This window comes from Streptomyces sp. NPDC049887 (assembly GCF_040656535.1).
Lineage (GTDB): Bacteria > Actinomycetota > Actinomycetes > Streptomycetales > Streptomycetaceae > Streptomyces.
The window spans coordinates 157,776-180,214 of sequence record NZ_JBFAMM010000010.1 but is presented as its reverse complement, the minus strand read 5'-3'; the positions used below and the strand labels follow the sequence as shown (position 1 = coordinate 180,214).

General features: G+C 70.0%; 20 protein-coding genes, 1 tRNA gene and 1 pseudogene. 12 read left to right on the top strand and 10 right to left on the bottom strand.

Translation table 11 applies throughout. From position 1 onward, the window contains the following. Positions 1-28: 28 nt before the first annotated feature. Positions 29-550: an HAD domain-containing protein gene (locus AB0J10_RS15315; protein WP_363061664.1), complete on the bottom strand. Its 522-nt coding sequence runs from the start codon at positions 548-550 to the stop codon at positions 29-31. A gap of 308 nt (positions 551-858) precedes the next feature. Between AB0J10_RS15315 and AB0J10_RS15310 the strand changes: the two are divergent. The 3 genes and pseudogenes from AB0J10_RS15310 to AB0J10_RS15300 all read left to right on the top strand — a co-directional run. Continuing rightward, positions 859-1,233, top strand: a pseudogene (locus tag AB0J10_RS15310) (FAD-dependent oxidoreductase); the annotation flags it as partial. A gap of 793 nt (positions 1,234-2,026) precedes the next feature. Then, positions 2,027-2,653, top strand: coding sequence for a lactococcin 972 family bacteriocin (locus AB0J10_RS15305; RefSeq protein WP_363061662.1), 627 nt, complete (start codon positions 2,027-2,029; stop codon positions 2,651-2,653). Positions 2,654-3,750: 1,097 nt separating this feature from the next. Next, positions 3,751-3,948, top strand: coding sequence for a hypothetical protein (locus tag AB0J10_RS15300; protein WP_363061660.1), 198 nt, complete (start codon positions 3,751-3,753; stop codon positions 3,946-3,948). Here AB0J10_RS15300 and AB0J10_RS15295 read toward each other — a convergent pair. Further along, positions 3,909-4,856: an IS481 family transposase gene (locus tag AB0J10_RS15295; RefSeq protein WP_363061658.1), complete on the bottom strand. Its 948-nt coding sequence runs from the start codon at positions 4,854-4,856 to the stop codon at positions 3,909-3,911. The genes AB0J10_RS15300 and AB0J10_RS15295 overlap by 40 nt on opposite strands. Positions 4,857-4,885: 29 nt before the next feature. On the opposite strand from AB0J10_RS15295, the gene AB0J10_RS15290 reads away from it, so the two are divergent. After that, the gene (locus AB0J10_RS15290; protein WP_363061656.1) at positions 4,886-5,788 is read left to right on the top strand and encodes a site-specific integrase; all 903 of its coding nucleotides are present in this window, start codon (positions 4,886-4,888) and stop codon (positions 5,786-5,788) included. Next, positions 5,785-6,048, top strand: a complete 264-nt coding sequence (locus AB0J10_RS15285) for a tyrosine-type recombinase/integrase (RefSeq protein ID WP_363061654.1) — start codon at positions 5,785-5,787, stop codon at positions 6,046-6,048. The genes AB0J10_RS15290 and AB0J10_RS15285 overlap by 4 nt, the downstream gene beginning before the upstream one ends. Positions 6,049-6,131: 83 nt before the next feature. Here AB0J10_RS15285 and AB0J10_RS15280 read toward each other — a convergent pair. From AB0J10_RS15280 to mptB, 4 genes are all read right to left on the bottom strand, one after another. After that, positions 6,132-6,205, bottom strand: a tRNA-Pro gene (locus tag AB0J10_RS15280). A 261-nt stretch (positions 6,206-6,466) separates the two neighbouring features. Continuing rightward, positions 6,467-7,408 carry a metallophosphoesterase gene (locus tag AB0J10_RS15275; protein ID WP_363061652.1) on the bottom strand — a complete coding sequence of 314 codons (942 nt, stop codon included), beginning with the start codon at positions 7,406-7,408 and terminating at the stop codon, positions 6,467-6,469. After that, entirely contained in the window at positions 7,291-8,643 is a 1,353-nt protein-coding gene (locus AB0J10_RS15270) for a glycosyltransferase 87 family protein (protein WP_363061650.1), read from the bottom strand. Before AB0J10_RS15270 ends, AB0J10_RS15275 begins: the two co-directional genes overlap by 118 nt. Continuing rightward, positions 8,640-10,223 (bottom strand): polyprenol phosphomannose-dependent alpha 1,6 mannosyltransferase MptB, encoded by a 1,584-nt coding sequence (gene mptB, locus AB0J10_RS15265; protein ID WP_363061648.1) that lies wholly within the window; start codon positions 10,221-10,223, stop codon positions 8,640-8,642. The genes AB0J10_RS15270 and mptB overlap by 4 nt, the downstream gene beginning before the upstream one ends. A 326-nt stretch (positions 10,224-10,549) precedes the next feature. Between mptB and AB0J10_RS15260 the strand changes: the two genes are divergently transcribed. Continuing rightward, the gene (locus AB0J10_RS15260; protein WP_363061646.1) at positions 10,550-11,014 is read left to right on the top strand and encodes a GatB/YqeY domain-containing protein; all 465 of its coding nucleotides are present in this window, start codon (positions 10,550-10,552) and stop codon (positions 11,012-11,014) included. A gap of 326 nt (positions 11,015-11,340) precedes the next feature. Here AB0J10_RS15260 and AB0J10_RS15255 read toward each other — a convergent pair whose 3' ends face one another. After that, on the bottom strand, positions 11,341-13,590 hold the full coding sequence (locus AB0J10_RS15255) for a transglycosylase domain-containing protein (RefSeq protein WP_363061644.1): 2,250 nt from the start codon (positions 13,588-13,590) through the stop codon (positions 11,341-11,343). A gap of 361 nt (positions 13,591-13,951) precedes the next feature. On the opposite strand from AB0J10_RS15255, the gene AB0J10_RS15250 reads away from it, so the two are divergent. Continuing rightward, on the top strand, positions 13,952-14,296 hold the full coding sequence (locus tag AB0J10_RS15250; RefSeq protein WP_171052979.1) for a WhiB family transcriptional regulator: 345 nt from the start codon (positions 13,952-13,954) through the stop codon (positions 14,294-14,296). 541 nt (positions 14,297-14,837) lie between these two features. On the opposite strand, the gene AB0J10_RS15245 is transcribed toward AB0J10_RS15250, so the two are convergent. Both AB0J10_RS15245 and AB0J10_RS15240 read right to left on the bottom strand, forming a co-directional pair. Continuing rightward, positions 14,838-16,127 (bottom strand): ArsA family ATPase, encoded by a 1,290-nt coding sequence (locus AB0J10_RS15245; RefSeq protein WP_363061642.1) that lies wholly within the window; start codon positions 16,125-16,127, stop codon positions 14,838-14,840. Between the two features lie 13 nt (positions 16,128-16,140). Then, complete coding sequence (locus tag AB0J10_RS15240; RefSeq protein WP_363061640.1) at positions 16,141-17,133, bottom strand: ArsA-related P-loop ATPase; 993 nt, start codon at positions 17,131-17,133, stop codon at positions 16,141-16,143. A 137-nt stretch (positions 17,134-17,270) separates the two neighbouring features. Here AB0J10_RS15240 and AB0J10_RS15235 point away from each other — a divergent pair, with 137 nt between their 5' ends. From AB0J10_RS15235 to AB0J10_RS15220, 4 genes are all read left to right on the top strand, one after another. After that, positions 17,271-17,429: a DUF4177 domain-containing protein gene (locus AB0J10_RS15235; RefSeq protein WP_017947820.1), complete on the top strand. Its 159-nt coding sequence runs from the start codon at positions 17,271-17,273 to the stop codon at positions 17,427-17,429. Beyond that, positions 17,426-17,896 (top strand): RidA family protein, encoded by a 471-nt coding sequence (locus AB0J10_RS15230; protein WP_363061637.1) that lies wholly within the window; start codon positions 17,426-17,428, stop codon positions 17,894-17,896. Before AB0J10_RS15235 ends, AB0J10_RS15230 begins: the two co-directional genes overlap by 4 nt. 238 nt (positions 17,897-18,134) lie before the next feature. Next, positions 18,135-19,028: an NUDIX hydrolase gene (locus tag AB0J10_RS15225; protein ID WP_363061635.1), complete on the top strand. Its 894-nt coding sequence runs from the start codon at positions 18,135-18,137 to the stop codon at positions 19,026-19,028. Continuing rightward, on the top strand, positions 19,025-19,855 hold the full coding sequence (locus AB0J10_RS15220) for an MBL fold metallo-hydrolase (protein WP_363061633.1): 831 nt from the start codon (positions 19,025-19,027) through the stop codon (positions 19,853-19,855). Before AB0J10_RS15225 ends, AB0J10_RS15220 begins: the two co-directional genes overlap by 4 nt. Before the next feature lie 460 nt (positions 19,856-20,315). Here AB0J10_RS15220 and AB0J10_RS15215 read toward each other — a convergent pair whose 3' ends face one another. Further along, on the bottom strand, positions 20,316-20,990 hold the full coding sequence (locus AB0J10_RS15215) for a Crp/Fnr family transcriptional regulator (RefSeq protein ID WP_017947815.1): 675 nt from the start codon (positions 20,988-20,990) through the stop codon (positions 20,316-20,318). A 325-nt stretch (positions 20,991-21,315) separates the two neighbouring features. Here AB0J10_RS15215 and nth point away from each other — a divergent pair, with 325 nt between their 5' ends. Then, entirely contained in the window at positions 21,316-22,386 is a 1,071-nt protein-coding gene (gene nth / locus AB0J10_RS15210; RefSeq protein ID WP_363061631.1) for an endonuclease III, read from the top strand. Positions 22,387-22,439: the final 53 nt, after the last annotated feature.

Sequence of the window (22,439 nt, the reverse complement as noted above, 5' to 3'; positions counted from 1 at the left end):
TCGCGCGGAAGCCGACCGGCCAAGCCCCTCACGGTCCGCGCAGCCAGTCCTCGATGACGTCCAGGTCGTCGTACCGGAGACCACGACGGGGATCGACGCCATGGAGCAGAGCCCTGTTCCCGTGGTGGGCGGCCACCCAGGCCCTGTCCGCGTCGCCGATCTCGTCGTCGACCCAGACGAACGGGCGTCCGCCGGCCCGGTCGAGCAGCGTCCGGGTCTTCCAGTGGAGCCCCGCCCGCCGATCCCGCTCCTCCTGCTCCGCCGTACCCGGCCAGTCCACGACGTCGAGGCGGGGCAGCCCGAGCAGCGGGCCGACGCAGTCGTTGGCGTCGTCCATCCACGTCGTGGCCCACACGAGTTCGCAGGGAAGCGCCGCCAGCCTGGGCCCGAGCCCCGGATCGAGCCTGCCCAGCAGCGGATTCGGACCGGCCGCCACCGGCCGCTGGTCCCGACCACCACCCTCGTACGCACCGGGTGCGGCACCGAACGGCAGGAGGGGCCCATCGACATCAAGGAACAGCAGAGGACGGCGGTCCCGGGCAATGGGCATCCCGGTACGTTACCCGCGCCGTGCCGACGATGCGCGGAAGCCCGTGCAAGGCCGATGCGCGTGCCCGTTGCCGGGCCCGGCGATGCCCGTGGGCTGCCACGCAGCCGGAACCCCGTCGCCTCGGGCCGGCAGGGAGCAGGAGGCCGAGGCGGCCCTGACCCGAGCTCGTCAGGGCCGCGCCACGCCACTCGCGGAGGGCGGGCGGCGCTCCCGCCGCGTCCGGTGTGCGCCACGTCTCATCCGCGAGCCGTCACAACACCCGCGCGGCCGGTGTCTCCATGCCGAGTCCACAACGCGAGGGAGACATGATGAACGGGAACGTCGAGGTGGTCGTGGTCGGCGGTGGGTACGGGGGAGTCACGGCGGCCAATCGCCTGGCGCGGCGCGACGGCGTGTCGGTGACGCTGGTGAATCCGCGTCCCGACTTCGTCGAGCGGATCCGCCTGCACCAGCTCGTGACCGGCTCCGATGACGCGGTCGAGAGCTTCGGCGAGGTTCTTGGCGGGAACGTCAGGCTGGTGGTCGACGCCGCGACCCGGATCGACGCCGCCGAGCGCCGGGTGTCGCTGGCGGGCGGTGGCACGGTCTCGTACGACTACCTCGTCTACGCGGTGGGCAGCGGCGCCGCCGATCCCGGCGTGCCCGGAGCGGCGGAATTCGCTCATTCGGTGTCGGATCTCGAAAGTGGGCTCCTGGTGTCGTCCGAAGAGTGTGTTGGCAGCCTTAATCCGCGTCGGCCCCAGCATCTGCTCACGGATGCGCCAGTACTCATCCAAGCGGTGCACGCCGGCATACGGCCGAATGCCCCGGTCGTAGCGCAGCGTCCGATGGTGTCCCACCGAGTGGTGTAGCGGTGATCAAGGGCAAAACTGCACGTCACGTCGGAGGCGAAAGGCCTTGGCGCCCCACCATCGGCTGACAGCTCGTCAGCCTGCGTCGTCACCGTTGACGACCGCCGGCCTTCGTCCCCGGGACGACGTTGAGGTCGCGCCCGTGAAGATCGCTGTCACACCACTCGGTGGGACATCACCCAGCGTGGTCGCGTCCCGCGAGGTGGTGTAAGCGATCATGCGCCTCGCCGTGCGGCACGCGGCTCGCGATGATCTCCATGCCGGGCGGGGTACGCGAAGGAGCCCGGTCAGGCGCCGGGGGTGCCCCGACCGGTCGAAGTGCTCAGCGTGACCTGCGAGTTCCGGTCCGCTGATCGGCTGCACCACCCGGCGGGACGCCATCGCGTTCGACGAGTGCGCGGGGGGATAGCAGCACCCGGTTGAGCGTTAACCGAATCGCGGATAGTTCGCCGTGAGGCCATCGCCTGCGTCCGGGATCGCGCGAACGGGGATGGGGCACGCCGACGCGATAGGCAAATCCGACCGGCAGGTATTGGCCAACCTTCAGCGCTGAAGGCGACGGATGACTGAGGTGTCGGATTGGATGGATTCATCGAGACTATCGCCTTAAGGTAGGCGGCGATAAATGTTGAAATGTCCAGATGGTGACACACGGGTCGATCAAGGGAGTTTTGAGCCAGCAGGACCGATTTACCTTTGCCGGCGGGTGTGGATCTATGAAGGATCTCCCCCGTTCCCAACAAGGGAAAACAGGGGAGGGAATCTTGTGAAGATTGCCGGAAGAACCGTCGCTTTCGCCATCGTGGGGGCAGCCATTGCGGGTGTAGGCCTCGCGGCGCCAGCCGCCGCGGACGCGTCTACAACCGCCAGCGCCTCCGGAGCCATCGTAACCGTTCACCACCGCGGGGACGGCACCCAGCCTCCTGCAGATCTGGGCAACCCCTCTGAATGGGGTGTGGTGACGTTCAAGATGGACGCTTCGGCGGATTCCGTTGGTGCGCTGTCGGAGGCGTGCGTCAACCCGTCCAGCGGTGGCACCTGGTGTTACGGATGGTACACAACAGAGGTCAGCCCCGGGGTATTCCATAAGCGCTGCTACTCGAATTATTACCACCTGACGAAGGGCCACTCGTCCACGGTGAAGATCGCGGGCGGTACGCATCGCGCTTGGGCTGCAGCCCGCAGCACCTCTCAGGCGAGCCTGACTGGGGGGCATGGCTACACCTGCTACACCTACTACAGCGTCGACTAGGTTCTGGCTGCAGAACCGAGCGGTGGATCCTCGGAAGGTGAGATAGGTTGGTGAATCGTTCTTGGGCTGTTCGGCGGCCCGCACAGCCCAAGAACGGCACCACCTTCAACTCGGACTTTCGTCACTGAACGGGGAAGAGACATCATACGCTTTACGTGTTCTCGCGTTGCGTCGGCCACCGTGTCTCTCGCGGCGGGTGTGTTACTTGGTCTAGTGGGCCCCGTTGCCGGAAAATGGGATAACCCCGTTTGTGTCGCCCTGAGTATTGTTTTTTCTAGCGGTTGGCCATGGGCCTGCTATGCATTACTGGTGGGCTATTTCAGCCGATCCAAAATCGAGTCGGCATTGCTCGCATCTTTGGGATTGGCTGTCGGCGTAATCGCGTACTACCTGTTCAAGGACGCGAGCCCCTCTATTCCTGCCGGTACGGAGTTCGCCACCTCCATTCCGGAGGGAATGGAATCTGGTGCCTCCAGTGGGGGGCAAATACTCGTGTGGGGAATAGCAGCTTTCGTATTTGGTGCGCCTGTGGGGCTCGTGGGGAAAGTAGCACGAACACCCGGATTCGGCGGCCTTTTGTTCCGTCTGCTTGTCCCGTTAATCGCCTTTTTTGAAGCGACTCAGCGATTGAGCGTAGAGGCGGACTCGCAGGGTCCGGTTTTCGCCATGACCTGGAACGCAACTCGCGCCGCAGCATGCGTCGTCGCCGTGGCTCTCATAGGACACACGGTGTGGAGTTGGCACCTTCGGCGTAGCCGAACTGACGGGCGAACGGAAGCTCCCGCGTCTGCACGGCGTCGCTGACGCCTCGTTCTGACGCTATCCATAGAGTCCGAAAATTCAGAGCTGATACGTCGCACGTTTCTGCCCTCACGAGCACGAAGCGTACGGGCATCGAGGGATGGCGTCCCGCCGGGTGGTGCAGCCGATCAGCGGACCGGAACTCGCAGGTCACGCTGAGCACTTCGACCGGTCGGGGCACGATGGTGTCCCACCGAGTGGTGTAACAGCGATCTCCGCATAGCCCCTGGTCATGGGGCGGCCATCGCGCAACTCTCCGAGTAGCGAAGCTCGTTGAGAGAGGTGACGCGATGGCCTTGTCCCAGCATGACTTACTCCGGCTGATGGAGTCACTGCGTACGGCGGACGGAATCGAGTTGATCAGGGTCCTGGCCCAGCGGATCCTGCAGGAACTCATCGAGGCCGAGGCCACCGCTCACATCGGCGCGGAACCTGTGCAACCGATGGTGATCGTTTACGCCTGGGGTGCGGTCTTCTGCTTGAGGCGTTCGTAGGGAGTCTGGCCGCCGAGGCCGCCGTGTGGGCGATGGTAGTTGTAGTAGTCCTCCCACTCGCGCAGCTTGTCGTTGAAGACCTCGGCGTCGTCGATGATGACGCCCTCCAGGAGCCGGTAGAACTCCTCGCCGTCGATCCGGTGCGAGCGTTCGACCTTCCCGTTCAGCCGCGGTGTGTGGGGCTTGATGTAGGCGTGGCCGATGCCTTTGTCGAGCACGTGGAAGTGGAAGGCGGACTGGAACTCAGCTCCATTGTCCGTCTGGATCACCTCCACCTGGAACGGCAGCCTCTGCAGGACGTAGTCGACGAACTGGATGGCGGTGGCCTGGTTGAGCGTCGGGTAGATCTTCAGGACTCGCAGTCGGGTGCAGTCGTCGATTGCCGTGAGCTGGTAGTACTTGTTGCGGCCGCCTCGCCGGCCTTGAGGCATGGAGGCGAGGGGTTCGATGAACTTCACGTCGATCTGCACCCGGTGGCCGGGCAGTTGCTTCTCGTACCGCTTCCATCGGCGGTCGTGGCGCTTGTACCGCTGAGAGGCCGGCAGGCGGCCCATGTCCAGGCGCTTGAGGATCCGCCACACACCCGACTTGCTGATCGTGACGTCGTGGTACCGCTTGAGGTACATCGCGATCTTCTCGGGCCCGAAGTGGTAGTTCTGCCGGAGGTAGATGATCTTCCCGACCACCTCCACATGCGTGGCGTTCGGGCTGTGCTTGGGGGCCTTGGACCGAGTGCGCAGCCCCTCGATGCCCTCGGCCTGGTAGCGGCGGTACCAGATGTAGTACGCCTGCCGGCTGATGCCGAAGTACCGGCAACTCATGGCGAGGTTGCCGGTGACCTCTTCGACATGACGTATGACGGCCAGGCGCCGCTTGGCCTCACGATCGAGCGGGGGTGTCTTCGACATGTGGATCTCCGTAGTGATCAGAGACCCAGGTGTCAACGACGATCGGCAGTTTTAGAAAGAAGAGCTACGTGGGAGCGGTCTCCCTCGGGTACGCCCCGAACGGCAAGCGCCGTCGGCCGAAGGTGTACGGCAAGACGAAGACCGAAGTACGCCAGAAAATCCGAGACTTGAAGAAGGAGATGCAGACGGGCGTCAAAGCGCCGGCCAACTACACCGTGGCTGACGCGGTGAACGATTGGTTGGAGCGCGGGCTGAAGGGGCGTGACGAGAAGGGCACCATCGGCAAGAACCGCTCGATGGCGAACAAGCACCTGATCCCGTTCATCGGCAAGGCCAAGCTGAAGGAACTCAGCGCGGACGATGTCGACGACTGGTTGGACGACAGGGCCGAATTCCTCGCGACGCGAAGCCTGCGTGACCTGCTCGCCATCCTGCGTCGCTCCATCGCGCACGCTCAGCGCAGGGACAAGGCCGCGCGGAACGTCGCCCTACTCGTCACCGCACCGGAGGGGCGCCCCGGCCGACCGAGCAAGGCACTGAACCTGGAGCAGGCGAAAGCCGTGCTCACCGCCGCGCGTCCGTCACGGCTGTACGCCTACCTCGTGCTCTCGCTCCTGAGCGGAGTCCGCACGGAAGAGGCGCGGCCCCTCACCTGGGATCACGTCTTTCTGGAGACCACGGACGGCATCCCGCCTCACGTCGCGGTGTGGCGTTCGGTGCGCAGGCACGGTGAGACCAAGACAAGGAAGAGCCGCCGGACCATAGCTCTGCCGAGGCAGGTGGTCGAGGTCCTCGAAGAGCACATGCGATGGCAGAAGCAGGAGCGAGCATCGAGAGGGATGGAGTGGAGCCCGGCTGGCCGTGTCTTTACGACCCGGAGCGGCGAGCCGCGGACGCAGCCAACGTCCGGCGAGACTTCAAGGCCATCGTGAAGAAGGCCGGACTGAAGCCTGAGTGGACGCCGCGGGAGCTCCGGCACAGCTTCGTGTCCCTGCTCTCCGACCACGGCATCCCCTTGGAGCGGATTGCGCTGCTGGTCGGCCACAGCAGTCAGGCGACGACCGAGGCGGTCTACCGGAAGCAGCTCCGGCCCGTGATCACGCAGGGTGCCGAAGCGATGGACGACATCTTCGCCGAAGATCAGGAAGGGGAGGCCGCGGAGGACGACGCAGAGGGCGACGCGGTGGCCTGATCAAATTCGTTTGGCCCTCTGTTTGGCCACCCGAGTACGACAGAGGCCACATACGGAAATCCGTATGTGGCCTCTGACCAGCGTCGGGGTGGCGGGATTTGAACCCACGACCTCTTCGTCCCGAACGAAGCGCGCTGCCAAGCTGCGCTACACCCCGATGTCACTCGCTCTCGCGGCGACGTCGTTTACTTTAGCCCACCGGCGCCCGGAGACGAAATCCGGTTTTACGGGGCCCCCACCAGGGACGGAGCGGCGTGAGTCGTGTCGGACGCCGGTCGGCGAAGGGTGGTGCGAGCGAGGGAGCCTCAGCCGTCGCACCCGTACCGGCGGCGCACCCCCACTCCGTCGGCTCCTTCGCGCGGCCCCCCACCCACGGTGCCACCGCGGCCGTGCCGTCCTGGCGCGGCCGGGCACCGGCTCAGTCCCGTGCCACCAGCGTCAGCAGCGTCGCCTCCGGAGGGCAGGCGAAACGGACCGGGGTGTAGCGGTTGGTGCCGCAGCCCGCGGAGACGTGGAGGTAGGAGACGAGGCCGTCGGACCCGTGGGTGGAAAGACCCTTCACCCGGTCGGTGTCGATGTCGCAGTTGGTGACCAGGGCGCCGTAGAAGGGAATGCACAGCTGGCCGCCGTGGGTGTGGCCCGCGAGGATCAGGGGGTAGCCCTCGGTCGTGAAGGCGTCCAGCGAGCGCAGATAGGGGGCGTGGACGACGGCCATCGAGAAGTCTGCGGTTTTGTCGGGCCCACCGGCGACCTTCTCGTAGCGGTCCCGTTTGATGTGGGGATCGTCCAGCCCCGTGAAGGCGAGCTCGAGGCCGCCGTCGAGCTTCAGACGGCCGCGCGCGTTGCTCAGGCCGACCCACCCGGCAGCGTCGAAGGCGTCCCGGAGGCCCTCCCAGGGGTTGTGCACGACGCCCACCGCGGGGGCGTTGCCGTTGAGTCCGTGGCGGCCCTGGGACTTCTCGATCAGATAGCGGGCCGGATTGCGCAGCTTCGGGCCGTAGTAGTCGTTCGACCCGAAGACGTACACACCCGGGTACTCCATCAGCGGCCCGAGGGCGTCGAGCACCTCGGGCACGGCGTTCGTGTCCGACAGGTTGTCGCCGGTGTTGACGACGAGGTCGGGGCGCAGCCCGGCCAGCGACTGGAGCCAGGCCCGCTTCTTGCGCTGCCCGCACACCATGTGGATGTCGGAGACCTGCAGTACGCGCAGGGGGCGCATCCCTCTCGGCAGAACCGGGACGGTCACCCGCCGGAGCCGGAAGGAGCGGGCTTCGAACCCGGCCGCGTAGGCGATGCCGACTGCTCCGACAGCCGTGACACCGGCACCGATTTTGAGGGGGAGGCCGTAGCGTGCGCGCATGCGCCCATCGTCGCAGACGGTCCGCTCTCGGCATACGGCCCGTCCCCGTCCGTGCCCGGCCGTCCGAGCGGCAGGAGCAGGAGCAGGAGCAGCGCTATCCACACATAGGCGTTGGAACCGAGGAATCCGGGCGCACCACCGTCGTTCCACCGCCACAGCCAGACCATGCTGCTGCACAGGATCGCGTAGCTCGCCAGGGCCCAGGTCAGCAGCCGGCGGCGCCGTTCCCCGCCCGGCGCGGCCCGCAGCCCCTTGTCGGTGAGCACGGCGAGGGCCGGGATCAGCCAGACCAGGTGGTGCACCCAGGTGACCGGGCTCACCAGGCATGCGGCGATACCCGTCAGGGCGAAGCCCGCGAGCTCGTCACCCGTGGCGACGGCCTGCCGCACCCGTCGGGCCCACAGCCACATCAGGAGCAGTACGCCCAGGGCCCACACCGTACGGCTGGGCTCGGCGAACGGTTCGGTGAGCCGGGCCAGCATGCCCTGCCAGGACTGGTTGGAGACGTAGGAGAGCGAACCGACCCGGTCGGTGTTCCACATCGCCTCGGTCCAGAATGTGCGCGATGCCGTCGGCGCCGCCAGGGCGGCGAGCAGGGTCGCGCCGCTCGCGGTGGCGATGGCGACCCCGGCCGGCCGCCACCGCCGGGTCACCAGCAGGTAGCAGATGAAGATCGCCGGGGTGAGTTTGATCGCGGCCGCGAGGCCGATGCCGAGTCCGGCGAGCCGGCCGAGCGACGGGAAGCGTTCGCGCCCGGCCGTCAGCAGCCAGCAGTCGGCGAGGACCAGCGCCAACAGGAGGAGATTGACCTGGCCGAAGCTCACGGTGTCCCGCACGGGCTCCAGCAGGGCGAGCATGCAGGCCGCCACGGCGTACGCGAACCATCTGTGCCGGCTCTCCCGCCGGATCGTCGTGTCCAGGCAGACGTAGAGGATGAGGGCGGCTGCCGCCACGTTCATCAGCTGGCTTATCGCCAGGGCACTGTGCCAGCCGACCAGGGTCATCGGCAGCATGCACAGTGCCGCGAAGGGCGGGTACGTGAAGCCGTAGCGGGTTCCGGGCCGGAGGTAGTCGTAGATCGGGTGGCCGCCGATCCAGTGGTCGACCGCCCCGTAGTAGACGTGCAGGTCGAACCAGTTCCGGTGGAACGGGACGGTGCCGAGGAAGAAGACCGCCACCGCCGACATGCCGAGGGTCACCAGGACACGGCCACGCCTGGTCACGGGGATCCTCACGCTGTGCTCCCCAGCGGACGGTGCGGGTCCCGCGCCGGGTCGTCGAACTGCGGCGGAGGATCCGGGAGAGGGGCTGCTGCCAGGGGCGGCGGCTCCTTCGGGTACGGGACCTTCGGAGGAGGTTCCTTCGGACGGGGAGCCGCCGGAGGGTGTGCCTCCGTGCGGAGAGCCCGGTCTGCCGCTCGTGCCGCCAGCCTGTATGCGCACCACAGCGCCAGTACCCCCAGTGTGCTTCCGCCAACTGCGATCAACAGCTGATTATGGTCGGGCGCGAACCCGCTCGGCATCACCACGAGAGCGAGAAATCCGCTCACCAGGGCAGCCACGCGCCGCGCGCGTACCGAACCCCTGGGCGCCGTGGCGGCGATCAGGAACACACCCCACAAGACGTACCACGGACGGATCGCCGGGCCCAGGACGGCCACGGCGCCCAGGCTGAGTCCGACCGCGTACACCGGCCGGCGCAGATGGTGGCGTCTCCAGCAGACGAGGACGGTGAGAACGGTGGCGGCGAGGCCGGCCAAGTGCCAGGCAGGTACGGCGAATTCGGCCGGCCCGCTGCCCACGCTCCGCAGCGCCGCACCGGTCAGGCGGCCGAGCGTCGAGGTCAGCGACCAGTTCCCCGGTGACACCGGGGTGTCGAGAGCGGCCGTCCAGCCGTAGCCGGTGCCGGCCAGCGCGGTCGCGGCGACGGTGGTGGCCGCCGCCGCGCCGCCGGTGGCGAGGACGGCACGCAGCCGGGGGCTCCTGCCGGACCGTCGTCGGGCCCGGAGCAGGGCGACGGCCGGCAGGGCGAGCACGGCCGGGGCCTTCACCAGCGCGGCGAGGGTGACGAGTACGGCACCGACGACCGGCCACCGGCCGAGCGCCGCCACGAGACCCGCGCCGAGCAGCCCCAGCATCACCGCGTCGTTGTGCGCACCGCCGACGAGGTGGAGCAGCACGAGCGGGTTGAGGCCGCCGAGCCACACGGCGGTGCGTGGGTCGGCGCCGCAGTGCCGGGCGAGGGCCGGGAGGCACAGCACCATCAGCGCCACGCCGAGCAGGGCCACCAGCCGCATGCCGAGGACCCCGGCGGCGACCTCACTGCGGGCGAAACCCGCGACAGCGGAGGCACAGCCGAGGAAGACCGGCCCGTACGGGGTCGGGGTGTGCCGCCAGATCGGCGCCACTTCGGCGGTCAGCGGTCCGCCGAGCCGGGACGGGCCGTGGGCGTAGACGTCGATCCGGGCGTCGACCATCGCCCCCTGCGCGAGATAGCTGTACACGTCCCGGCTGAACAGCGGCGGGGCCAGGAGCAGCGGCGCCGCCCACAGTGCGAGGGTGAGCAGCAGGGCGCGGGGGCTCGGCGCCGCGGGACCGCGTGCCGTGCGGCCGAGGAGCGCCCAGGCGGCCAGCAGCAGGACCAGCCCGAAGTACGCCGCGGCCAGGCCGAGCACGGCCGTTACGGAGTGCGGCGCCGGTGCGTCGCGTACGGGCAGGGCGCCGGCTGCCGTGCCGCCCGCAGCCAGCGCCGCAGACCCCGTCAGCCCCAGCCACTGGCAGTGGCTGGGGCTGACGGGGAGGCGGTGGACCGGCATGCGCGCAGGTTGTCAACGGCCGGTGGCCGCAGGCCGACGCGGGCGCCACCCGGAAACGGCCACGACGTGTCCGGCGCCTTACGGGCGGAGGGCTGGCAGGGGTGACGGCCGGATCCATGAGGCGGGCCGATCTCACGGCCGGGCCGTCTCACGGCCCGGCCCCGGTGATGGGCCGGGGCATGGGTGGGCCGGGGCATGGGTGGGCCGACGCCATGGGGTGAGGGGGCGCGGGCCAGGCCAGCCGCGGCCGTCGTCCGGCAGGGGCCCCGACCCGCGCCGGGGAAATGCGCGGGCGCGTCCCGGCGCGCGCCTGCCACAATCGACGCATGACCACGCTCAAGTCCAAGCTGCAGGAAGACCTCACCGAGGCGATCAGGGCGCGCGACGAACTGCGCTCCTCGACGCTCCGGCTGACCCTCTCCGCGATCACCAAGGAGGAGGTCGCGGGCAAGGAGGCGCGTGAACTCTCCGACGACGAGGTCCAGAAGGTGATCGCCAAGGAGGCGAAGAAGCGCCGCGAGGCGGCCGAGGCCTTCGCCCAGGGCGGCCGTGCCGAGCAGGCGGACCGCGAGAAGGCGGAGGGCGAGATCCTCGACGCCTACCTGCCCAAGCAGCTGACGGACGAAGAGCTGAACGGCATCGTGGCCCAGGCCGTCGAGGAGGCCAGGGGCGCCGGCGCCGAGGGCCCCCGGGCGATGGGTGCGGTCATGAAGATCGTCAACCCGAAGGTGGCGGGCCGCGCCGAGGGCGGCCGCGTGGCCGCGGCGGTCAAGAAGCTTCTCGCCGGCTGACTCCGCGGCCGGTCCCGCGCGGCGCGCGTTCCGCGACGCGCCGGTACGGCGAAGGGTCCCGGTGCCATACGCACCGGGACCCTTCGCCGTACTGCTTCCCGCCCGTGGCGCCACGGTGACCCGAGGGGCCGAGCCCTGTCCGGGGCCAGGTGCCCCGTGCCCGGCCTGGCGGCACGCGCGAGTGAACCGCGCGGCCGCGCCCGAGCCAGGGGCCGGCCGCCGGATCCGCCCCGGACCACCGGACGCGCGGTCCGTTCCCGTCACGTGTCCGGGCGGGACGGCTCACGCCGGACCAGGGCCGGTGAGCCGAGCCGTGGGGCACGGGGTCAGCCCCGCCGCCTGCCGCCGTTCCCGCCGCCGCTGTCCTGGCCGCGGGTGACGTTGCCGCCGATGAAGTCCGGCGGGAGCGAGATGTCGGGGAACGGGTCCCGGCCGCCGTTCCTGCCCGGCTTGTCGTCGTGGCGGCCGTCGTCGTCAGGGCGCCCCTCGTCCTCCCCGTCCTCGTCCTTCGACGTGTCGGGCACGTGAACGGTGTTGAAGCCCGGGGCCTCCTTGCCCTTGAGCGCCCCCGCCATCGCGTCCTTCCAGATCGGGCCGGGGACCTGACCGCCGAAGACCTTGCCGTGGTAGCGGCCGCCGATGCGGATGTTCACCATCTTCACCTTCTGGGTGGCGCTGCCGACCCAGACCGCTCCGGACAGGTTCGGGGTGTAGCCCACGAACCAGGCGTTCCTGCGCTCGTCCGTGGTACCCGTCTTGCCCGCGTTGTCACGGTCCGTCAGGCCGGCCTCCTGGCCGGTGCCGGAGTCGACCACGCCGCGCAGCAGCGTGTTGACGGTGTCCGCCGTGCGCTCCGACATCACCTTGCCGCACTCGGTCCGGGGCACCCTGAGGCTCTTGCCGTCGGCGGTCGTGATCGACTCGATCGCCGTCGGTGTGCAGTGCGTGCCGCGGTTGGCGAACGTCGCGTAGGCGTTGGCCATCGTGAGGGGCGAGATACCGGTCGAGCCGAGGGTCAGCGGCGCGGGACTGGCCGGGAGCTTCTCCCCGTTGCCCTGTACCACGCCCAGGCGGTCGGTCATCTCCACCACGGGGCAGAGGCCGATGTCTCCTATCATCTGCACGAAGTACGTGTTGACGGAGAGCTCCATCGCCTCGCGGAGGGCGTAGGGACCGACCTCCTTCTCGTTCTCGTTCTCCACCGTGTCGCCGCCGCGGTTCCGCCAGGGCCGGTCGGAGCAACTCGCGATCGAGTCCGGGTACGGCATCTTGAACGGCGCCGGGTACGACTGCGTCGGCGGCCGGCCCTGCTCCAGCGCGGCCGCGGCCACGAACGGCTTGAAGGTCGAGCCCACCGGGAAGCCGAAGTTGGAGCCGCCCATCTTGGCGTCGACCGAGTAGTTGATCTGCGTCTCGTTCTCGCCGAAGCCGTACGGCTTGGACTGGCCCATCGCGATGATCCGGCCCGTCCCGGGCTCGACCATGGTGACCGCCGCCGCGACCTTGTCGGACTGGTAGACGTGGTCCTTCAGCGACTCCTGGGCGGACTTCTGAGCCTGCGGGTCCAGGGTCGTGCGGATCCTCAGGCCGCCCTGGTTCCAGACCTTGGCCCGCTCCTCGCGGGTCTTGCCGAAGACCGGGTCCGTGAGGAAGACCTCGCGTACGTAGTCGCAGAAGAAGCCCGCGCCGTCGACGGCCGTGATGCAGCCGTTCTTGGGCTTGCTGACCTTCAGTGTGATCGGCGTCTCCTTGGCCGTGTCGGCCTCGGACTGGGAGATGTCGCCGACGTCGGCCATCCGCTGGAGCACGGTGTTGCGCCGCTTGGTCGCCTCCTCCCCGTCGTTGACGGGGTCGTATCGGCTGGGCGACTGGACGATGCCGGCGAGCAGCGCGGCCTCCTCCAGCTTCAGGTCCTTCGCCGACTTGGAGAAGTAGCGCTTGGACGCCGCCTCGACGCCGTAGGCCTGCTGGCCGAAGAAGGTGATGTTGAGGTAGTTCTCGAGGATCTTCTTCTTCCCGAGCTCCTCCTCGACCTGGATCGCGTACTTGAGTTCGCGGACCTTGCGGCCGATGGTCTGCTGGGTGGCCTGGGCGACCTTGTCCGGGTCGTCGCCGGCCTCCTCGACGAAGACGTTCTTGACGTACTGCTGGGTGAGGGTCGAAGCGCCCTGGGTGACGCCGCCCTCCTGCGCGTTGCGGTTGACGGCGCGCAGCACGCCCTTGAGGTCGATCGCCCCGTGCTCGTAGAAGCGCGCGTCCTCGATGGCGACGATGGCCTTCTGCATGTACGGCGAGATGGCCTTCAGCGGGACGACCGTGCGGTCACGCGAGTAGACGGTGGCGATCTGGCCCCCGTCGGCGTCCAGGATCGTCGTGCGCTGGCTCAGCGGCGGGGTCTTGAGATTGGCGGGGATCTCGTCGAATCCCTCGACCGTGCCCTTGGCGGCCAGTCCCAGCGCGCCGGCGGCCGGCAGGGCCAGGCCCGCCAGCACGGCTCCCGCGAGCACACTGACACCGAGGAACTTGGCGGCCTGCTGGGTCCCGGTCAGACCACCGCCCGATCGCTTCTTCGACATAGGGGCAGCCTACGTTCTCGTTCTCCGGACACGCGTACATGCCTTGGCCTAAGCTGCTCCCAACTGTCACAGCAGTGCGGTTGTGTATCAAGACCCCGCGCCATCCCCGAGATGTTCCGCAGCGATGTCCGCCCTGCGGCCGCTCCGTCTGCCCGGCTGATTTGCCGGATTCATTACGTATGCCCCCAGCTCACTCCCCCGGGTGATCTGCCGCTTACGCATAGTCCGTTCGGACCATTCAAGATTGGGCCCGAAGGGGGTGTTGCGCTGTGCCCACCTTCCGTAACGTCCTCAACTGGCAGCGGTGAATATGCCGCTGCCGCCGTGGGGGAGCCTCGATTCGGGAGAGGACGGCGCCGGCATGGGCTGGGTAACCGACTGGAGTGCGCAGGCAGCTTGCCGCACTACCGATCCGGATGAACTGTTCGTACAAGGAGCGGCGCAGAACAGGGCCAAGGCGGTGTGCACCGGATGCCCGGTGCGGACGGAGTGCCTGGCCGACGCGCTCGACAATCGTGTCGAGTTCGGTGTGTGGGGTGGCATGACCGAGCGGGAGCGGCGCGCGTTGCTGCGCCGGCGCCCCACCGTCACCTCCTGGCGTCGCCTGCTGGAGACCGCGCGTACGGAGTACGAGCGGAGCGCCGGCATCCTGCCCGTGGGGCTCGAGGACGACGAGACCTACGAGACGTTCGCCGCCGTGGGCTGAACCGGCCGAGGCGGCCGAGGGTCCGGCTCGGTCGCACCGCATCGTGACCCTCTGCGCGGCTCGCGGTCCCAGGGAGCTCCGGCCGCTCTGCGGGCCGCCTGGGTCCGTGCGGGTCGGTGTCGCACGCCGTGGTGTGTGTTCCGCCTGGCCGTGTCCGGTCGTTCCCACCGACTGACGGTGCGGCCCTACGGTGGTGCGCCCTCGTCCGTGCCGCCCTGGGTGGGCGGGGCGAGCGAGTCGGCCGTACCTCGTGTCCGGTCCACCCGTGCCGTGCGTGGCCTCGGCGTTGAAGCTCTCCACCAGGATGTGAGCCGTCACACAGCGGACGGGTTCGCGCACCGGGCCCCGCGGAGGTGTGCCCGCGTTCGTCTGTGCGCGGCCGCACACAGTACGGGCCGACGACGGCATCAAACACCCTGTGCCCCGTGCGGGCCCGGGAGGCCACGCGGATCGGCCGTACGTCCCACGGCCGGGCGGTGGGACGCGTCGCTCCGCCGTGCGCCCGGGTGGCGACCCGGGCGCCAGGAGGCCGTCGCGGTCCTTACACGGATCCGGCCGCAGGGGTGTCGCCCGCGAGCCTGTGACCGATGGCCCGTAGGCCGGTGAGGTCGTGCACATCGCCCGGCAGCGCGGCCACTTCGGCCACGGCTACCTCGGGGTGGAGTGCGGTGAAGCGGTCACGCATGCGCTGCTCGCGCGACAGCACCTGCATCCGTTCGGCATGCAGGCGCAGCAGACCGGCGGTCAGTTGTGAGGTCGGGGGTGCCGAGGGCTGGTCGGACTCGGAATCCGGCTCCACGGCGGAAGGGGTGGGAGAGGACCCCGTGGTGCCACGCTCAGCAGCCTTCCCGGCCTCCTGATCCACAATGCGGCCCTCGTCAAGATTTTCTGCGGCGGCCAGCGCGCGCTCGGCCGACAACCGGGCGGCGCCGCTGCCGTGGACGCGGTTGAGCACCAGCCCGGCCAGTGGCATCTCCTCCGCCGCCAGGCGCTCCACGAAGTACGCCGCCTCGCGCAGTGCGTCCCGCTCCGGGGCGGCGACCACCAGGAACGCCGTTCCGGGCGCCTGCAGCAGCCGGTACGTGGCATCGGCACGGGTGCGGAACCCGCCGAACATCGTGTCCATCGCGGCCACGAAGGTCTGTACGTCACGCAGCAGCTGACCGCCCAGCAGCTTTCCCAGTGTGCCGGTCATCATCGACATGCCGACGTTCAGGAACTTCATCCCGGCGCGGCCGCCCATCTTCGCTGGGGCCATGAGCAGCCTGATGAACTTGCCGTCCAGAAAGGACCCCAGCCGCTTCGGCGCGTCCAGGAAGTCCAGCGCCGACCGCGAGGGGGGAGTGTCCACGATGATCAGGTCCCACTCGTCGCGCGCCCGCAGTTGCCCCAGCTTCTCCATGGCCATGTACTCCTGCGTGCCCGCGAAGCCGGCCGACAGGGACTGGTAGAAGGGGTTCTCCAGGATGGCGCGGGACCGGGACGGGTCCGCGTGCGCCTCGACGATCTCGTCGAAGGTGCGCTTCATGTCGAGCATCATGGCGTGCAGCTCGCCGCCGCCCTCGATGCCTTCCACCCGGCGAGGGGTGTTGTCCAGCAGGTCGATCCCCATCGACTGGGCCAGCCGGCGTGCGGGGTCGATGGTGAGCACGACCGCCCGGCGGCCGCGCTCGGCCGCCCGTACCCCGAGGGCGGCGGCGGTCGTCGTCTTGCCCACCCCGCCGGCGCCGCAGCACACGATGATGCGGATCCCCGGGTCGTCGAGCAGTGGATCGATCTCGAGCAGCGGTGTGTCCCGCAGGGTGCTGCCATGCGTCATCGACGGCGTCATCCGTTCAGTCCGGTCATCGGGCATCCGTCCCGGCATCGGCCTCGGCGTCCACTCCGAGCTTTCGCAGTTCGGTCGCCAGCTGGTAGAGCCCAGCCAGGTCGACCCCCTCGCTCAGCAGCGGGAGTTCGTACACCGGCAGCTTCAGCGCCTCCAGCGCGGCACGCTGCTCGCGCTCCAGCTCGACCCGCTGGGCATGCTCGGCGGCCTGTTCCAGCAGCGGCCCCACCAGCTTGGCCGCGCCGCTGACGCCGGCCCCGGTCAGCGACTTGGCGATGTCCTTGCGGCGTCCGGCGGTCGCCGCGGCCCGGACCGCCTCCTCGTCGAGGACGTGCGGCCGCACCATGTTCACGATCACCTTGCCGGTGGGGAGGTCCGCGGCGCGCAGCTCGGCGATGCCGTCCGCGGTCTCCTGCACGGGCATCTCCTCCAGCAGCGTCACCAGGTGCACCGCGGTCTCCGCGGACTTGAGGACGCGCATCACGGCCTGGGCCTGATTGTGTATCGGGCCGATCTTGGCCAGCCCCGCCACCTCGTCGTTGACGTTCAGGAAGCGGGTGATGCGGCCGGTCGGGGGGGCGTCCATGACGACGTGGTCGTAGGCGTACCGGCCCTGCTTGTCCCGTCGGCGCACGGCCTCGCACGCCTTGCCCGTCAGGAGCACGTCCCGCACGCCCGGCGCGATGGTCGTGGCGAAGTCGATCGCGCCGAGCTTCTTCAGGGCCCGGCCGGCCGACCCGAGTTTGTAGAACATCTGGAGGTAGTCGAGGAGGGCCCGCTCGGCGTCGATGGCCAGCGCGTGCACCTCGCCGCCGCCGGGAGCGACGGCGATCTTGCGTTCCTCGTAGGGCAGCGCCTCCGTCTCGAAGAGCTGCGCGATGCCTTGCCTGCCCTCCACCTCGACGAGGAGAGTGCGCTTTCCCTCGGTCGCGAGGGCGAGCGCGAGGGCCGCGGCGACCGTCGTCTTACCGGTACCGCCCTTGCCGCTGACGACCTGGAGCCTGCTCACGTCCTGGAGCCTAACCAGTCGGCCCGCGGGCTAAGCGACCCCGGGTCGCGTTGGGCGGGTCAGGCGCACCGGGTGTCTCGCGTGCCGCGCGAACCTGTGTCGCGGGGCCGCCCACCGGTGCGGCTACAGTCGGCTCCATGACCAAGTGGGAATACGCGACCGTGCCCCTTCTCGTGCACGCGACCAAGCAGATCCTGGACACCTGGGGCGAGGACGGCTGGGAGCTCGTCCAGGTCGTCCCCGGGCCGAACAACCCCGAGCAGCTCGTGGCCTACCTCAAGCGGGAGAAGTCATGAGCGGGGCGGTCGAGGCCAAGCTCACCGAGCTCGGGCTGACCCTGCCTGCCGTCGTCCCGCCGCTGGCGGCGTATCAGCCGGCCGTGCAGTCGGGCCCGTACGTCTACACCTCGGGGCAGCTCCCGATGGTGGAGGGCAAGCTTCCGGTCACCGGCAAGGTCGGTGCGGAGGTCACCCCCGAGGAAGCCAGGGAACTGGCCGCCACCTGCGCGCTGAACGCGCTGGCCGCCGTGAAGTCCATCGCCGGTGACCTGGACCGGATCGCCCGGGTCGTGAAGGTGGTCGGTTTCGTCGCCTCCGCCTCCGACTTCACCGGACAGCCCGGCGTCGTCAACGGCGCGAGCGAGCTGCTCGGAGCGGTCCTCGGCGACAAGGGCGTGCACGCGCGCAGCGCCGTGGGTGTCGCCGTACTGCCGCTGGACGCGCCCGTCGAGGTCGAGATCCAGGTGGAGCTGGTCCAGGACTGACGTGACGGGACCCCGGGCTTCCGCCGGGCGGGAGTCCGGGGCCCCGCCGGGCGAGTCCCGAGCCCCCTCGCGGGGGAGCGGCCCGGGGCCGCTGCGAGGCGGAGAGGTCCGGCGGGGACGCGTCCGCCGGCGGTCGCCGGCGGAACCGTGGCGTGCGCGGGACCGCCGGGCCGTCCCACCCGCCGCCGCGGACCGGCCACCCCTCGAACATCCGCGCGTGAGCGCATAGCATCCGGCCATGTCCAATGGTCAGTGGTACCCACCGGAATGGCCCGACCGGATCCGGGCGCTCGCCGCGGGCGAGATCACCGCCGTCGCCCCCCGGCGGGCGGCGACCGTGATGCTGCTCAAGGACACCTCCGAGGGTGCACACGTCCATATGCTGCGCCGACGCGCATCCATGGCCTTCGCCGGGGGCGCATACGTCTACCCCGGCGGCGGAGTGGACGAGCGCGATGCCCGGCCGGTGCGTTGGGCGGGTCCCTCGCCGGCCGAGTGGGCGCGGCGGCTCGGCGTCGAGGACGAGGCGTCCGCGCAGGCGATCGTCTGCGCTGCGGTCCGGGAGACCTACGAGGAGGCCGGAGTCCTGCTCGCGGGGGAGACCGCGGACCGCGTCGTCGAGGACACCACGGGCGACGACTGGGAGGCCGACCGGGCCGCGCTCGTCGACCGGAAGCTGTCCTTCGCCGAGTTCCTGGACCGCAGGGGCCTGGTGCTGCGGTCGGACCTGCTGGGGGCCTGGGCTCGCTGGATCACCCCGGAGTTCGAGCCGCGCCGTTTCGACACGTGGTTCTTCGTCGCCTCGCTGCCGCGTGGACAGCGGACCAGGAACGCCTCGACCGAGGCTGACCGCACGGTGTGGATCCGGCCCGCGGACGCCGCCGCCGGGTACGACAGGGGCGAACTGCTGATGATGCCGCCGACGATCGCCACACTGCGGGTCCTGGGGCGGTTCGCCACCGCCACGGAGGCCCTCGCGGCCGCCGCCGGGCAGGACCTCGCGCCGATCCTGGCCCAGGCACGCCTGGAGGACGGCGAACTGGTGCTCAGCTGGCCCGGCCACGAGGAGTTCACCAAGCACGTCCCCACGGGTCCGGCCGATCCGGCCGGACCGACGGGAGGCACGCGATGACGAACGCATCGGCGCTGCCGGGGCAGCCGCGCGGCGCGGTGGTGTCGGGGCGGGCGACCTCCCGCACGATCAACGTCCTGGCGCCCAATCCCTCCGCGATGACCCTGGACGGCACCAACACCTGGATCGTCGCCGAGCCCGACTCCGACCTCGCCGTGGTCGTCGATCCGGGCCCGCTCGACGACGGGCACCTGCGGAACGTCGTCGCGGCGGCCGAGGAGGCGGGCAAGCGGATCGCCCTGACCCTGCTCACCCACGGGCATCCGGACCACGCCGAGGGAGCCGCCCGGTTCGCCGAGCTGACCGGCACGAGGGTGCGCGCCCTCGACCCCGCGCTCCGGCTCGGCGACGAGGGGCTGGCCGCGGGGGACGTGATCCGTACCGGGGGCCTCGAACTGAGGGTCGTGCCGACCCCCGGGCACACCGCGGACTCGCTCTGCTTCCATCTGCCCGCCGACCGGGCCGTGCTGACGGGCGACACCATCCTCGGCCGGGGCACGACGGTCGTCGCGCATCCTGACGGCCGCCTCGGCGACTACCTCGACTCGCTGCGCCGGCTACGGTCCCTGACCGTGGACGACGGTGTGCACACGGTGCTCCCGGGACACGGACCGGTGCTGGAGGACGCCCAGGGCGCGGTGGAGTTCTATCTCGCCCATCGTGCGAACCGGCTCGCGCAGGTCGAGACGGCCGTGGAGAACGGCCACCGCTCGGCGGCCGACGTGGTCGCACACGTGTACGCGGACGTGGACCGGTCGCTTTGGCCCGCGGCGGAGCTCTCGGTGCGGGCGCAGCTCGAGTACCTGCGGGAACACGGTCTCATCTAGGGCTTGGCCTTCGGCGCGGCCGGGCCCGGCCGGAGGCTTCGTGCCGGCTGGGCCCCTCGCTCACGACCGCCTTCCCAGCCCGCCAGGAACAGGTCCTCCAGCGCTTCCCGGCCCCTCCCGGGCGGGAGGGGGAGATCGTCCCGGCGAGGCGGGAGGTGCCCGGGCCGGAGCCGCCCGTGTGCTCTACGCTCCGCTTGCTTTCAGCGTTCCGCGCGGCGGCGGGGCGGCGAACCCGCTGATCGTGGACGGCGGCGAGCGATGACCGACCGTGCACGAGTGTCCCGAAGCGCCCGGGACGTGCGAAGGGGCCGCCCGGGCGGATGGTCGCCGGGCGGCCCCCTCGTTCGTCCGTGTGGTGCGTTGCGGATCGCCTATGTGCTCCCCGCCGCGCCCGTCGGACGCCGGGCCCGGCGTCTCGGGGTCCGGCGCGGGTCGTACCCGCCCGTCGGGACCGGGCAGGTTAACGGGAGCGCTTGGCGAGGCGTTCCACGTCGAGCAGGATGACGGCGCGGGCCTCGAGACGGAGCCAGCCACGCTGTGCGAAATCGGCCAGTGCCTTGTTCACCGTCTCGCGGGAGGCACCGACGAGCTGGGCCAGCTCTTCCTGGGTCAGGTCGTGGACGACGTGGATGCCCTCCTCGGACTGCACGCCGAAGCGGCGCGAGAGATCGAGGAGTGCCCGGGCGACACGGCCCGGAACGTCGGAGAAGACCAGGTCGGACATCTGGTCATTGGTCTTGCGCAGTCGGCGGGCGACGGCGCGCAGCAGGGCGGTGGCCACCTCGGGGCGCGCGTTCAGCCAGGGCTGCAGGTCGCCGTGGCCCAGGCCGAGGAGCTTGACCTCGGTGAGGGCGGTGGCGGTCGCGGTACGCGGACCGGGGTCGAAGAGGGACAGCTCGCCGATCAGCTCACCGGGGCCGAGCACGGCCAGCATGTTCTCCCGGCCGTCGGGCGAGGTGCGGTGGAGCTTGACCTTGCCCTCGGTGACCACGTAGAGGCGGTCGCCGGGGTCGCCCTCGTGGAAGAGAGCGTCGCCGCGGGCGAGCGTCACTTCACTCATCGAGGCGCGGAGCTCCGCGGCCTGCTCGTCATCGAGCGCCGCGAAGAGCGGGGCGCGCCGCAGAACGTCGTCCACGAGTTCTCTCCTTGTCGACCTGCTCAGGGGACGGTGGTCCCCATGATGCCGCACACCAAAACAGTGCGATCGATCACAAGGGCCCGACACAAGTTTGACGCACCCGCCCCTCCTGTCGTCAGGCAGGGGCCGATTCGAGTGGTGATCCGCCATGGCCGGGGCAGATGTCCGTGGCGGCCCTTAGGCTGGCCGGGTGTCCAATTCGCCGGTGAGAGCGCAGGCCGAGGGGGCCATCAGGGTGGCAGGGCAGCAGGATTCCGCTGTGGGCGAACACGATTCGCCTCTACCGACAAAAGTAGCAAAAGCGAAGAACAGGACTACCTCCATGGCTTCCCCGGAGACGCCGCGGGCGACCGCGCGGAAGACGCCGGAGGCGAGGAGCGCCGCCGCGAAGAAGACCGCGGTCAGGAAGAGCGTCGCCCGGAGCGCCCCGGCCGGGGCCGTGGACGGGACATCCGCCGTGGAGCCGGCGGCCTCCGAAGCCACGGCCACGTCCAAGAAAGCCGCCGCGAAGAAGGCCGTCCCCGCGACGAAGACCGCCGCGAAGAGGGCCACCGCGAAGAAGGCCACCGCGAAGAAGGCCGGAACCTCCCGGACGGCGGCCAAGGCGCCGGCCGCTCCGGCCGGGAAGCCCGAGTCCAGGCCCGCGATGGTGCGTCGTGCCCGGCGGATCAACCGTGAGCTGGCCGACGTGTACCCGTACGCACATCCCGAGCTCGACTTCCTGAACCCCTTCCAGTTGCTCGTCGCCACGGTCCTGTCCGCCCAGACCACGGACCTGCGGGTGAACCAGACGACGCCCGCGCTCTTCGCGAAGTACCCGACGCCCGAGGACATGGCCGCGGCCGTGCCGGAGGAACTGGAAGAGCTCATCAGGCCGACCGGCTTCTTCCGGGCGAAGGCGAAGTCCCTCCTCGGCCTCTCCAGGGCCTTGCGGGACGACTTCGGCGGAGAGGTTCCGGGGCGGCTGGAGGACCTGGTCACGCTGCCGGGCGTGGGGCGCAAGACCGCCTTCGTCGTGCTGGGGAACGCGTTCGGGGTGCCCGGCATCACCGTCGACACCCACTTCATGCGGCTGGCCCGCCGATGGAAGTGGACCGAGCAGGAGGATCCGGTCAAGATCGAGGCGGAGATCGCCGAGATCTTCCCGAAGAACGAGTGGACGATGCTCTCCCACCGGGTGATCTTCCACGGCCGCCGGATCTGCCACGCCCGCAAGCCCGCCTGTGGTGCCTGCCCCATCACCCGCCTGTGCCCCTCGTACGGGGAGGGCGAGACCGACCCGGAGAAGGCGAAGAAGCTCCTCAAGTACGAGAAGGGCGGCTTCCCCGGACAGCGTCTGAACCCTCCGCCCGACTACCCGGGCAAGCCCGCGCCCCCGCTGGGGTCCGGGTGATCCCTTCGAGCGCCTGCCGCAGGACCGGTGTGCCGGCGGCCGGGGCCCGTCCG